The organism is bacterium (assembly GCA_035691305.1).
Lineage (GTDB): Bacteria > Sysuimicrobiota > Sysuimicrobiia > Sysuimicrobiales > Segetimicrobiaceae > DASSJF01.
This window is the reverse complement of record DASSJF010000079.1, coordinates 1-12,498: the sequence shown is the minus strand read 5'-3', so window position 1 is coordinate 12,498 and position 12,498 is coordinate 1. Positions and strand designations below refer to the sequence as shown.

At 70.5% G+C, this 12,498-nt stretch carries 10 protein-coding genes and 1 tRNA gene; 4 read left to right on the top strand and 7 right to left on the bottom strand.

All coding sequences use genetic code 11. The features are described from left to right. Positions 1 to 2 precede the first annotated feature (2 nt). The 4 genes from VFL28_15035 to VFL28_15020 form a co-directional block, all read right to left on the bottom strand. Positions 3 to 1,499, bottom strand: coding sequence for an ATP-binding cassette domain-containing protein (locus tag VFL28_15035; protein ID HET7265978.1), 1,497 nt, complete (start codon positions 1,497 to 1,499; stop codon positions 3 to 5). Continuing rightward, positions 1,492 to 2,376 carry a branched-chain amino acid ABC transporter permease gene (locus tag VFL28_15030; protein ID HET7265977.1) on the bottom strand — a complete coding sequence of 295 codons (885 nt, stop codon included), beginning with the start codon at positions 2,374 to 2,376 and terminating at the stop codon, positions 1,492 to 1,494. Before VFL28_15030 ends, VFL28_15035 begins: the two co-directional genes overlap by 8 nt. A 10-nt stretch (positions 2,377 to 2,386) precedes the next feature. Beyond that, positions 2,387 to 3,277, bottom strand: a complete 891-nt coding sequence (locus tag VFL28_15025) for a branched-chain amino acid ABC transporter permease (GenBank protein ID HET7265976.1) — start codon at positions 3,275 to 3,277, stop codon at positions 2,387 to 2,389. Between the two features lie 160 nt (positions 3,278 to 3,437). Further along, positions 3,438 to 4,571, bottom strand: a complete 1,134-nt coding sequence (locus VFL28_15020; GenBank protein HET7265975.1) for an ABC transporter substrate-binding protein — start codon at positions 4,569 to 4,571, stop codon at positions 3,438 to 3,440. A 260-nt stretch (positions 4,572 to 4,831) separates the two neighbouring features. Between VFL28_15020 and VFL28_15015 the strand changes: the two genes are divergently transcribed. Both VFL28_15015 and VFL28_15010 read left to right on the top strand, forming a co-directional pair. Continuing rightward, positions 4,832 to 5,722 (top strand): TIGR03619 family F420-dependent LLM class oxidoreductase, encoded by an 891-nt coding sequence (locus VFL28_15015; GenBank protein ID HET7265974.1) that lies wholly within the window; start codon positions 4,832 to 4,834, stop codon positions 5,720 to 5,722. 205 nt (positions 5,723 to 5,927) lie between these two features. Beyond that, positions 5,928 to 6,914, top strand: a complete 987-nt coding sequence (locus VFL28_15010) for a hypothetical protein (GenBank protein ID HET7265973.1) — start codon at positions 5,928 to 5,930, stop codon at positions 6,912 to 6,914. A gap of 42 nt (positions 6,915 to 6,956) precedes the next feature. Here the strand turns inward: VFL28_15010 and VFL28_15005 are convergent, their stop codons facing one another. The 3 genes from VFL28_15005 to VFL28_14995 are packed head-to-tail and all read right to left on the bottom strand — an operon-like array spanning position 6,957 to position 11,263. Then, positions 6,957 to 8,816, bottom strand: coding sequence for an ABC transporter ATP-binding protein (locus VFL28_15005; GenBank protein HET7265972.1), 1,860 nt, complete (start codon positions 8,814 to 8,816; stop codon positions 6,957 to 6,959). Then, entirely contained in the window at positions 8,813 to 10,594 is a 1,782-nt protein-coding gene (locus tag VFL28_15000; GenBank protein ID HET7265971.1) for an ABC transporter ATP-binding protein, read from the bottom strand. The genes VFL28_15005 and VFL28_15000 overlap by 4 nt, the downstream gene beginning before the upstream one ends. Positions 10,595 to 10,606: 12 nt before the next feature. After that, the gene (locus VFL28_14995; GenBank protein ID HET7265970.1) at positions 10,607 to 11,263 is read right to left on the bottom strand and encodes an O-methyltransferase; all 657 of its coding nucleotides are present in this window, start codon (positions 11,261 to 11,263) and stop codon (positions 10,607 to 10,609) included. Between the two features lie 134 nt (positions 11,264 to 11,397). Between VFL28_14995 and VFL28_14990 the strand changes: the two genes are divergently transcribed. Together VFL28_14990 and VFL28_14985 are read left to right on the top strand one after the other, a co-directional pair. Next, positions 11,398 to 12,294 carry a TIGR01777 family oxidoreductase gene (locus VFL28_14990; GenBank protein HET7265969.1) on the top strand — a complete coding sequence of 299 codons (897 nt, stop codon included), beginning with the start codon at positions 11,398 to 11,400 and terminating at the stop codon, positions 12,292 to 12,294. 128 nt (positions 12,295 to 12,422) lie between these two features. After that, positions 12,423 to 12,498, top strand: a tRNA-Ala gene (locus tag VFL28_14985).

Genomic DNA, 12,498 nt, shown 5'->3' with positions numbered 1-12,498 from the left:
CGCTATCCGAGATACGCGCGCCGGACGGCCGCGTCCCCGAGCAGGCGGTCGGCGCGGTCGTGGTGGACGACCCGGCCCGTCTCGAGGACGTAGCCCTGATCCGCCGTTTCGAGCGCGAGCTGCGCGTTCTGCTCTACGAGGAGAATCGGCGTTCCGCCGTCGTTGACTTCAGTGATAATTGCGAAGATCCGCTCGACGATCCGCGGCGCGAGGCCGAGCGACGGCTCATCCAGCATGAGCAGCGCCGGCCGCGTCATGAGGCCCCGGGCGATCGCGAGCATCTGCTGCTCGCCGCCGGAGAGGGTGCCGGCGACCTGCGCGCGCCGCGCCCCCAACTCGGGGAAGCGCGCCAAAAGCGTCAGGAGGTCCGCTTCGACGCCGCCGTCGCGGCGGGCGAACGCGCCCGCGCGGAGGTTGTCGAGCACGGTCATGCGGGCGAGGACCTGCCTGCCTTCCGGGACGTGGGCGACGCCGAGCCCGACGATGCGGTCCGGCCGCACGCCCTCGAGCGCCGTCCCGCGTAGCCGGATCGCGCCCGCGCGGGGCCGCACGAGCCCTGAGATCGTCCGCAGCAGCGTCGTCTTGCCGGCGCCGTTCGCGCCGATGAGCGTCACGATCTGGCCGGCGCCGACCTGGAGCGACACGTCGTGGAGAACGTCGCCGGAGGCGTATCCGGCGTTGACGCGCTCGACCGACAGCACCGGCGTCCCCGGCGCCTCGGTCCGCGCGGCTCGGACCCGCTCGGTCTGCGTGCCGAGGTAGGCCTCGATCACGGCGGGATTGCGCCGCACTTGGTCGGGCGCGCCCTCCGCGATCGCGCGGCCGAAGTTCAACACGACGACGCGGTCGCAGATCCCCATCACGAGCTTCATGTCGTGCTCGATCAGGAGAACCGTGAGGCCGTGCTCGTCGCGGAGGCGTCGGATCAGCGCCATGAGCGTCTGCGTCTCGGCCGTATTCATGCCCGCCGCCGGCTCGTCGAGCAGCAAGAGGCGCGGTCGCGTGGCGAGTGCGCGGGCGATCTCGAGCCGCCGCTGATCGCCGTACGCGAGCGACCGGGCCGGGGTCGAGGCGCGGTCTCCGAGGCCGACGAGCGCCAGCAGTTCGCGCGCCCGGGTCCGCGCCTCCCGCTCTTCCGTCCGATAGCGCGGCGTCGCGAAGACGGCGTCGGCCAGCGTGGCCGACGTCCGGATGTGCTGTCCGACGACGACGTTCTCGGCGGCCGGCATGTCGCGGAACAGGCGAATGTTCTGGAACGTCCGCGCGATGCCCGCCGCGGTGACGCGGTCCGGGCTCCTGCGTGTGATGTCCGCGCCTCGAAACCGCACGCGTCCGGCCGTCGGCGCGAGGAACCCGGTGACGAGGTCGAACAGCGTCGTCTTGCCGGCTCCGTTCGGCCCGATCAGGCCGACGATCTCGCCCTCCCGGACGGCGAACGAGATCGAGTCCACGGCGCGCAGCCCGCCAAACGTTCGTGTGAGGCCGGATATCTCAAGCACGGCGACGTCGGCGCATCCCGCCGGGGGGCGCCGCCGCCCGCGGTGGGCGCCGCCGCAGCAAGGGATCGAGCACCCCGTTTGGCAGATACGTCGTCACGAGAACGAGGATGGCACCGTCGAGCAGCAGCCGGTAGCCTTTGAGAAAGCGCAGCGCCTCCGGCAGCACCGTCAGCGCGACGCCGCCCAGGATGGGCCCGGCGAAGGTAGCCGTCCCGCCGAACACCGCGTACGTGAGGATGGTCACCGCCTCGCCGAACGCGGCCTGCGCCGGGTTGATCAGATACGTGAAGTGGACCGCGAGCCCGCCGGCGAGCCCCGCGATGAACCCGGCGATCGAAAACGCGAGCACCTTGTACGCGGTCACCCGGATGCCCATCGCCTGCGCCGCCGCCTCGTCTTCCCGGATCGCGGCGAACGCGCGGCCGGTGCGCGAACGTTCGAGCCGGTAGAAGAAGAATGCCGCGACGGCGAGCGTGCCGTAGACTTCGGGGAACGACACGAGGGGCGCGATGCCGACGAGGCCGAGCGCGCCTCCGGTAATCCTCAAGTTGAGCGCCGCGACCCGCACCACCTCGCCGAACGCCAGCGTCGCGAGGGCGAGATAGATGCCCCGAAGCCGCAGGCACGGGATGCCGATCAGGAAGGCCACGGACGTCGCCAGCAGCGCGCCGGCCAGCAGCGCCGGCCACAGCGGGGCGTGGTACGTTTTCGTCAGGATGGCGGCGGTGTACCCGCCGATCGCCGCGAGGGCGGCGTTGCCGAGCGAGAGCTGGCCCGCCATGAGCGTGACATAAATGGACAGCGCGAGGAGCGCCGCGACGCCGGCGAACAGAACGATCGTGCTGTAGGCGGCGTAGAGGTCGGCGATCGCGGCCATGCGCCCGGGTCTACGCCTCGCGGCCGCGCTGCTGTCCGAGCAGTCCGGTCGGGCGAAAGACGAGCACGAGGAAGAGCAGGCCGAAGGCCACCGCGTCGCGATAGCTGCTGTTCAGATACTGCACGATCATCACTTCCCCGACGCCCATGATGAGACCGCCGAGGACCGCGCCGGCGATGTCGCCCATGCCGCCGAGAATGATCGCGGCGATCCCTTTGAATCCGTAGGTGTCGCCCATGAACGGCGACACGCTGCCCTGGAACAGCATGCCGACGAGGACGCCCGCGGCCGCCCCGAGCGCGGAACTCAGAAAGAACGTAAAGGCGACGATGCGGTCGAACGGCATCCCGAGCAGGCTCGCCGTCTGCGGGTTTTCGGCGACCGCGCGGATCGCGAGCCCGAGCCGCGTGCGGGCCAGCAGCAGCCGGAGTCCGACCATGAGCACGACGACCGTCGCCAGGACGATTCCCTGTAGCAGGCTGACCGTCACCGGCCCGGCGGTGAAGAACCGGAGCGGCACCGTGCCCGGCGGGTAGTTCAACGGCTCGGTGCCCCACACGGTCTGCGCGAGATTGACCATGATGAGCGCGACGCCGATCGACGTGATCACCGCCGACAGCGGGGTCGCGCGGCGGCGGCGCAGCGGGCGGAACGCCACGGCGTCCAGGATCAAGCCGAGGAGACCGCCCCCCAGACAGGCGCCCGCGGCCGCGAGCGCGAGGCCGGCTTTCGCGTCGACGAGCAGGGTGTACGCGATCAGGGCCCCGACGGCCAGCACCGCGGGGTGGGCGAGATTGATGATATCGAGCACGCCGAAGACGAGAGTGAAGCCGAGGGCGAAGAGCGCATACACCGAGCCGAGCGAGATGCCGTTGACGAGCTGTTGCAGGAAGACGGCCATGTACGATGCGGCCCGGGCGGAGCGCCGGAGCGCTCCGCCCGGGCCGGGCGCCTACCCCCGTTGCGGCCCCAGCGAGCCCGACACCGCTGTCTCGCGGACGTCGTGAGCGAGTGTCGTCAGGCGGTTGTGGTCGCGAACGCGAGGGCCCGGGGGCGTCACGTTACTTGACGTCGAGTTCGACGAACCGTCCGCCCCGCACCACCGCGACGTACGTGCGCGGCTGGATCACGTCGCGGTCGGGCGCGATGCTGATGCGGCCGAGCGGCGTCTCGATGTTCTTGATCGTGTAGAGCGCCTGCTCGATCTTGGTCCGTTGCGTGCGGGGATCTTCCGCGCCGGTGAGGCCCGCCCGCCGGATCGCTTCCGCGATCACCTGCGCGCCCGTGTACGCCTGCGCGGCGAATTGGTTCGGCTCCCGCTTGTACTCATCGCGGTACGCGCCGTAGAATTTCAGATTGACCGCGGACGGCGCGCTGGGGACCCAGGCCGTGCCGACGATCAAGCCCTCCGCCGCCGAACCGGCCCGCGTGATGATGTTCGTGTCGTTGAAGCCGTTGCCGCCGATGAACGGGACGCTGATGCCGAGGTTGCGCGCCTGGATCAGGAGCAGCGTGCCCTCGCGCGCGAGCGCGCTCACGACGATCGCCTGCGGGTTCGCGGCCTTGGCCTTGGTGAGCTGGGCGGAGAAGTCGCTGTCGCCCCGCGAGAACGTGATCGTGTCCGCGATCGCGACGCCGTTTTTCTGCAGCTCTTCTACGAACGTCTTGTAGCCGGAGATCGTGAAGTCGTCGGCGTTGTCGTACAGCACCACGACTTTCGACAGGTTCAACGCCTTCTTGGCGACGGCGATCGACTTGGGGATTTGGACGGCCTCGGGCACCGAGACGCGAAAGACCGTGGCGCCGATCTGCGGGATGCCCTTCGCCGTATTGCTGACGCCCACGACCGGCACGCCCGCCTGCACGGCGAGCGGATCCGCGGCGAACGCCTGGGCGCTCAGCACCGGCCCGAGAATCGCCGCCACCTGATCCCGCTGGATCAGCTTCTGAAAGACGTTGATCGCTCCGTCACGGCCGGCGCCCGTATCCTCGAGAATCGGATCGATCTTCACCTGGCCCATCGCGTTGATCTGCTTGAAGGCCAGCTGGAAACCGTTCCGGATCGGATCGCCGTACACGGCGATGTCGCCGCTGACCCCCACCGCCAAGCCCACTTTGACCGGCCGGACCGGTGCCGCCCACGCCGCGGAGACGGCCAGCGGCAGCAGCAGGGCGACAATCCATAGTCTTTTCATGCGTCGTGCACCCCCGTATGCTCTGCGAAACGCCTGAGATTACGCGATTCGGCGCGGTTTTCCCTGGCAGGCTGCACGGCGATTCGCGGCGGCGTTGGCCTCGCTCCGGCGGGGAGATCCCGCGCGCCGAGGTGGACGCACAGCGGGGGAGGTGAGGGGGGCGCGTCTCGACGTAATGGCCTACTGACGCGGCCGGACGGGCCGGCGCCCGATCAGGGCGGTCCGAAGCCGGGCGGCGTCCAAAGAAAGGGGGGAGAGTCATGGACGTCGGCGTCACCCTTCCCGCCGCGGGCCCTCTCGCGTCGCCTGAGGCCGTCTCCACGCTGGCGGCGCACGCCGAGGCACGAGGATTCACCTCGGTCTGGGTGACCGACCACATCGCGATCCCGGTGCGCAGCGAGAGCCCCTATCCGTATTCCGGCGACCATCGCCCGCCGTGGGAGCCCACGGTGCCGTACCTCGACGCGCTGACGGTGCTGGCCTGGATCGCCGCGCTGACGCGCCGTGTCCGGCTCGGTGTTTCCGTCCTGGTACTGCCGATGCGCCATCCGCTGCCGGTCGCCAAAGCCATCGGGACCTTGGACTATCTGTCGGGCGGACGGGTGGTGCTCGGCGTCGGTGCCGGATGGCTGGCGGAAGAGTTCGCTCTGCTCGGGCAGGAGTTTTCAGATCGCGGCCGCCGTCTTAACGAGGCGATTCGCGTGCTGCGCGCGTGCTGGGGGCCCGATCCGGTCGAGCACCGGGGCGAGGCCTACCGTCTGGCGCCGTTCGGGATGGACCCGAAGCCGCCGCAGGGCGCCCGTCTGCCCATTGTCGTGGGCGGCGAGGGCGACGTCGCGCTGCGCCGCGTTGCGGCAGTCTGCGACGGCTGGCAGCCGCTTGGTCTCCCGCCGGACGCGTACCGCGAGCGGGTCGGGCGTCTTGAGACCTATGCCGCGCGGCATGGACGATTGATTAAGGATCTGTGGCTTCAGGTGCGAACCGGCCGCGGCACGCAGATCACGCGGGAACTCGCCGCGGCGTACGCCGAGGCGGGCGCCCGTACACTCATCGTGGATCCGGTCTATCGCACCTTGACGGTGGACCGGGCTCGCGCGTATCTTGACGAGGTTGCGCGTGAGCTTCAACTTGCGCCGGCGCCCACCGGCTGATAGGATGGCATGGTGAACCAGATGACGGCCTTCACCCGGACTCCTCTGCACTGCATCTGTCCTCCGCGGGGGTAGCACGCCTCCGCTTCCCGGCGTTCCACGCAGTTCTTCGCAGGTCCAACTGAATCGAAGTTAGCGCGGCAGCGCGGCACGGGCGTGCCGCTGCCGAACCTACCCGCCCCCCGAGGGCGCATGAGGTGGTCCCGTGGCGACTGGGAGTCCCCGTCTGGGGATTGTCTACGAGCACCCGGAGTGGTTCGCGCCGCTGTTCGCGGCATTGGACGTTCGCGAAGTGCCTTTCGACCGGATCGACGTGAGCACGCATCGATTTGCTCTGGACGGCGCTGCCCCGCCGTGGACGCTGGTGTTGAACCGCATGAGCCCTTCCGCCCACCTCCGCGGCCACGGACAGGCCATCGTCTATACGCGGGAACTCCTACGGACCCTGGAGGACGCCGGTGTGGAGACGGTCAACGGCGCCGGCGCCTTCGCGCTCGAGACGTCCAAGGTCTCGCAACTGCTGCTCGTGCGGCGGCTCGGACTGCGCGCGCCGCGCACGCGAGTGATCAATCACGCGAGCCAGGCCGCCGCCGCGGCCGGCGGCCTCGTGTTTCCGGTCGCGGTGAAGCCGAACATCGGCGGAAGCGGGGCGGGGATCCAGCGGTTCGACCGCGCGGAAGATCTCGCCGCGGCGGCCGCGGACGGTACGCTGGATTTGGGGATCGATCAGACGGCGCTCGTGCAGGAGTTTCTGCCGGCGCGCGGCGGCCACATCGTCCGCGTCGAGGTGCTCGACGGGCGCGTGCTCTACGGCATCAAAGTGTTTCCGAAACCGGGCGGATTCAACCTGTGCCCCGCCGACATTTGCCAGACCGAGCCGGCCGCTCTCTGCCCGTCCGACCTGCCGAAGGTCGCGCTCCGGGTCGAGGCGGAGACGCCGCCGGCCCAAGTTTGCCGCGACGTGCTCTTGATCGCGCGGCGGGCGCGCCTTGATCTGGCCGGCGTCGAGTACCTCGTGAACGACCGCGACGGACAAATCTACTATTACGACATCAACTCGTTGTCGAATTTCGTGTCGAACGCCGTCGAGGTGATCGGGTTCGACCCGCACGCTGTGCTGGCCGACTACCTGGCGGTTCGGCTAGGCATTCGCGGGCTAAGCCGTATGGGCCCCGCGGCGGCGGCCGTCTAGCGCGCACGCGTCGGGAGCGCCGCTTCGGGTCCAACCGTACTATTAGTCCTGGTCCGCGAACTGCAGCCGATACAGTTTGGCATAGATGCCGCCGCGGGCCAGCAGCGCGTCGTGGGTCCCTTCCTCCGCGATCCGGCCTTTGTGCAGGACGATGATCCGGTCGACGAACCGGACGGTCGACAGCCGGTGGGCGATCACGATCGCGGTGCGGCCCCGCAGCGCCGCCGCCATCGCGCGCTGGATCAGCGCCTCCGTCTCGGCGTCCACGCTGCTCGTCGCCTCGTCCAGAATCAGCAGGATTTCCGGCTGCGCGGCGAGCGCCCTCGCGAAGGCGATCAGCTGCTTCTGCCCCGCCGACAGGCCCGCGCCGCGCTCGTGCAGCTCGGTCGCGTATCCTCGCGGCAGAGCCTCGATGAATCGGGCGGCGCCGGTCTGCTCGGCCGCGCGCTGTACGTCCGCGTCCGAGATCGCGGCGTTGCCGAGCCGGATGTTGTCCGCGATCGTTCCGGAGAACAGGAAGACGTCCTGCAGCACGAGACCGACGTGCCGCCGCAGATCCCGCTGCGGGACGCGCCGGAGGTCCGTTCCGTCGACCAGCACCGCGCCGCGCTGCGGATCGTAGAAGCGGGTCAACAGGTTGATGATGGAGGTCTTGCCGGCGCCGGTGTGGCCGACGATCGCAACGCGCTCGCCCGCGCGGATCGTCAACGAGATGGCGCGTAGGGCCCAGCTCCGCTCCCGGCCGCCCGCCGCGCCGCCGCCCCGGGGGGGGACGAGGCCGCGGGATGCGCCGCCGTCGTCGTACGAGAACCACACGTCCCGAAAGGCGATCTCGCCGCGCACCCGGGACAGCGGGGATGGGTCGGCGGCGTCCTGGACGGTGACCGGCTCGTCGAGCACGCGGAAGATGCGCTCCGAAGAGGCCATCGCGGCCTGGAAGATGTTGAACTTGTCCGCGAGATCCCGCAGCGGGTCGAAAAACCGCTCCGCGTACTGGATCGCGGCGACGAGAACGCCGAGGGTGGCGACGCCCCGCACGATCTGGCCACCGCCGTACCACAACAGCAGCGCGACGCCGGCGGCGCCGATCACCTGGATAGCCGGGTAGAACTGCGAGAAGTTGCGGGTGGACGCGAGGCTCGCCTCGAGATGGGCGGCGTTGAGCTCGTCGAACGCCGCGAGGCGGCGCGGTTCCTGCGTAAACAGCTGCGTCACCGTCATCCCGGTGATCTGCTCGTTCAGGTACGCGTTGATCCGGGCGAGGCGCGTACGCACCGCGCGGTACGCATCGCGCGACCGCAGCCGGAAGCGTTCGGTGATGACGTACACGGCGGGTAGCACCACGAACGCGGCGAGCGCGAGCCGCCAGTTCATCCACAGCATGATGGCCATGATCCCGATCATCGTGAAGACGTCGCCGAAGACCGCCACCGCCCCCGACGTGATCAGCTCGTTCAGGGCGTCCACGTCGTTCGTCACGCGTGTGACGAGTCGCCCCACCGGCGTGCGGGCGAAGAAGCTCATCGAGAGGCGCTGGAGGTGCGCGATCATCTGCGCGCGCAGGTCGGCCATCACCCGCTGTCCCACCGCCTGCATGAGGTAGCTCTGGGCCCAGCGCGCCGCGAAGCCGAGCGCCAGCACCGCGAGATAGACCGCGGCGAGCCCGGCGAGGCCGCGGAAGTCCGTGCCCGCGCTGCGGGCGCCGGCTGGCGCGATGTAGCGGTCGATGCCGACCCGGTACAACGTCGGCCCCGCGAGGTCCGCGAGGGAGGCGATGAGCAGCAGGCCGATCGACGCGGCGACCGTGATGCGGTACGGGCCAACGTACGCGAGCAGCCGCCGCACCAGCCGCGCGTCGTAGGCGCGGCCCAGGATCGGATCTTCGTCGAAGACGGCGCTCACGAGGATTCGGGGCCGGTCCCGGCGGGGGTGTCTGCCGCCGGCTCTTCCGCCTCGAGTGCCTCCCGCAGTATCTCCCGCTCGTACAGCTCCGCGTACAGGCCGCCGCGGGCGATCAGCTCGTCGTGCGTCCCCTGATCGACCGGCCGTCCGCCGTCCAGCACGACGATCCAGTCGGCCGAGCGGATCGTCGAGATCCGGTGCGCGATAATGAGACTGGTCCGCGCCGCCATCACCCCGCGCAGTCCCTTCAGGATCGCCCGCTCCGTCTGGGTGTCCACGCTGCTCAGCGCGTCGTCGAGAATCAGCACGCGGGGGTCGCGGATCACGGCCCGGGCGAGCGTGGCGCGCTGCCGCTGGCCGCCGGACAGCGTCACGCCGCGCTCGCCGACCACCGTATCGTACCCTCGGGGAAACTCCGCCGCGTCGACGGAGATCTGCGAGATTTCGGCCGCCTCACACACCCGCGCGTCGTCCGCGGGGCCGGCGGCGCCGAAGCCGATGTTCGCGCGCAGGGTGTCCGAAAACAGAAACGGTTCCTGCGGCACCAACGCGACGGCGCCGCGCAGCGCGGCGAGCGGCAGCTGGCGGACGTCGTGGCCGTCCAGCAGTACCTGGCCCTCGGTCGGATCGAGCAGGCGCGGGATCAGCGAGACGAGCGTCGTCTTGCCGGCGCCGGTCGGGCCGACGATGGCGACGGTCCGGCCGGCGGGGATCGCGAGGCTCACGTCGCGCAGCACCACCGTGCCGTCGCGCACGACGCCGACCCGCCGGAACGCGATCTCGCCCCGGATCCCGTCGACGACGAGCGGCCTGGGCGGATCGGCGATCGCCGGTGATTCGGCAAGGATCGCGTCGAGCCGGTTCATCGAGGCGCGGCCCTGCTGCCACAGGTTCGTGACCCAGCCGAGGGCGATCATCGGGAAGCTGAGGCGCGCGAGATAGTAGGAGAACTGCACCATCTGGCCGAGGGTGAGCGTGCCGCGGATCACCGCGTCGCCGCCCTGCCACAGCAGCACGACCGAGGCGACGCCGAGGATCAGGCCGATCGACGGCCACAGTGCACCCTGCGCCCGCGCCAGACGCAGGTTTGTGCGCACGACGTCCTCGGAGGCCTCGTTGAAGCGCGCCAACTGGTCCGGCTCCCGGGCGAACGCCTTCACGACGCGGATACCGCTCATCATCTCCTGCACCCGTGTCGAGAGCACGCTGAACTGCGCCTGCACCGCGTCGAACCGCCGGTGGATCTCGCGGCCGAGCAGCAGAAACACGAGCGTCACGAACGGCATGATCGCGATCATCCAGAGCGTCAGCCGGACGCTGATGCTCAGCATGAATGCGATCGACGCCGCCAGCATGACGGTGGTGTGCACCGAGCGCATCAGGCCGACCCCGGCGAACCGCTGCACGGCGCGGATGTCGTTGACGGCCCGGGCCATCAGGTCGCCGGTCGGTGTGCGCTCGAAGAACGCGAGCGGCATGCGCTGCAGGTGCGCGAAGTACTCCCGCCGCAGTTCCGTCTCGACGCGGTACGCGGCCGCCATGATCGACCACCGCATGACGTAGGTCGCGGCCGCCTCCGCCGCGGCGAGGCCGACGAGCGCGGCGGCGTACATTGCGAGCCGGCCCGTCCCGACGCCGCGGCCGATGCCGTCGATGGCGAGCTTCATCACCCACGGCGCCGACTGCGCCATCGCGATGGAGACGAGGCCGCCGAGGTAGCCGACGGCGTAGGCGCGCCGGTAGCGCCGGACGTACGCCCAGAAACGGCGGCTGCGCATCCGGCGGGCGGGCTAGCGGGTCTTGTGGCCGACGAACACGCCGTCCCGCAGCGGGACGATGACGCCGGTCAGATCCGGATCGGCGAACAGAAGACGCGTGATCTCGCGGACCCCGCGCGTGGCCGGGTCATCGGCGGCGGGATCCATCGCCCGGCCGCGCCAGATCATGTTGTCGACAAGCAGCAGGCCGCCCGTGCGGAGGCGCGCCTTCATCACCGGGAAGGACTTTGGGTACGCATCCTTTTCGATGTCGTTGAAGATCACGTCGAACTCGCCGGGCGTCCGCTCGAGTTCCGCGACGGCTTCGCTCACGGAAAATCGGACGGCGTCCGCGAGCCCGAGCCGGCCGAGGTAGCCGCGCGCCTGCTGCGACAGCGCCTCGTCCCACACGACGTGGTGGACCACGCCGCCGCCGTTGTCGCGCACGGCCATCGCGAACCACGCCGTGGAGTAGCCGAAACCGGACCCCATCTCGAACACGCGCCGGGCGCCCGTCGCCCGCGTGAGCAGGTAAAATAGCTGCCCCACCACGGGCCCGACGATCGGAAACCGGCGCTGCTCGGCGTGCGCCTCCATCTCGCGAAGCACGGCCGGCCGCGCCGGGATCACGCCCTCGAGATACGCCGTGAGCGCGGGTTGCGCCAGATCCTGATACAGGTCTTTGCTCATGACACCATGATACGATAGCGGCGGTGCTCCGGACCCGGCGGCGCCGGGATCGAGCCCGCACCCTCCGGCGGCGGCTCGGCGGGCGTGTGGTACGATGCGATCGTTTCCCCGGCAAAGGAGGCCGCCGTCCGCCCATGCGCGTCGCCCTCACGGGATCCCACGGATTAATCGGTTCCGCGGTGGCGTCCGCGCTTCGCGCCCGCGGGGATGAAGTCGTCCCCCTCGTGCGAGGCGGCGTCGCGGCGCCGGAGGAGGTCGCCTGGGACCCCGCGGCCGGCCTGATCGACGCGGCGCGTCTCGCGGACGTGGACGCCGCGATTCATCTGGCCGGTGCGACGCTCGCGACGCGCTGGACGCCGGACCAGAAGATGGCGATCCTGGCGAGCAGGCGGCGGGGGACGGAGCTGCTCGCCGGCGCGCTCGCGGGGCTGCGCGGGGGGCCTCGGACCTTCGTGAGCGGCTCAGCCGTCGGCTACTACGGTGATCGCGGAGACGAGGTGCTCACCGAGTCGTCCGAGCCGGGCACGGGCTTTCTCGCGGAGGTCTGCCGGGAATGGGAGGCGGCGGCGGAGCCGGCGCGCCGGGCCGGCATTCGCGTGGTGCATCCGCGCTTCGGGGTCGTGCTGTCCCGCAGCGGCGGGGTCCTGGCCAAGATCGTGCCGATCTTTAAGATTGGCGCCGGCGGTCCGCTCGGCCACGGGCGGCAGTATCTGCCGTGGGTCGCGATCGACGACGCGGTGGGCGCGTTGCTGCTCGCGCTGGAGCGCGACGCCCTCGACGGGCCGGTCAACGTCGTGTCGCCCCGCGCCGTCACCAATCGCGAGTTCACTTCCGCGCTCGCACGGGCGCTCGGCCGCCCCGCGATGATTCCGGTTCCGGCCGCGGCGCTGCGCGCGATGTTCGGCGAGATGGCGGACGGCGCGCTCTTGGTCAGCCAGCGCGTCGATCCGGTCCGGCTGCGCGGGGCGGGCTACGCCTTCCGCTTCCCGGAGCTCGAACCCGCGCTGCGGCACGTGCTTGACCCGGCGTAGGCCGGTAGCGTTGCGGCGGCGCCGCACGTCGGATATAATCGGTGCGCAGTCTCATCGCAGCGGGTTGCGCGAAGGCGCGGCGTGCCATCGTGCGAAGGCGCGGTCGTGCGCGGCCCTCTGCACCGCGTGGGGACGTAGCTCAGTTGGGAGAGCGCCTGAATCGCACTCAGGAGGTCGGCGGTTCGAATCCGCTCGTCTCCACCA

Excerpts from the sequence above, each read along its gene's own strand:
- VFL28_15020 (HET7265975.1), bottom strand. The coding sequence starts at position 4,571 with ATGAAAAGACTATGGATTGTCGCCCTGCTGCTGCCGCTGGCCGTCTCC.
- VFL28_15030 (HET7265977.1), bottom strand. The coding sequence starts at position 2,376 with ATGGCCGCGATCGCCGACCTCTACGCCGCCTACAGCACGATCGTTCTG.
- VFL28_15000 (HET7265971.1), bottom strand. The coding sequence starts at position 10,594 with ATGCGCAGCCGCCGTTTCTGGGCGTACGTCCGGCGCTACCGGCGCGCC.
- VFL28_15025 (HET7265976.1), bottom strand. The coding sequence starts at position 3,277 with ATGGCCGTCTTCCTGCAACAGCTCGTCAACGGCATCTCGCTCGGCTCG.
- VFL28_14990 (HET7265969.1), top strand. The coding sequence starts at position 11,398 with ATGCGCGTCGCCCTCACGGGATCCCACGGATTAATCGGTTCCGCGGTG.
- VFL28_15015 (HET7265974.1), top strand. The coding sequence starts at position 4,832 with ATGGACGTCGGCGTCACCCTTCCCGCCGCGGGCCCTCTCGCGTCGCCT.
- VFL28_14995 (HET7265970.1), bottom strand. The coding sequence starts at position 11,263 with ATGAGCAAAGACCTGTATCAGGATCTGGCGCAACCCGCGCTCACGGCG.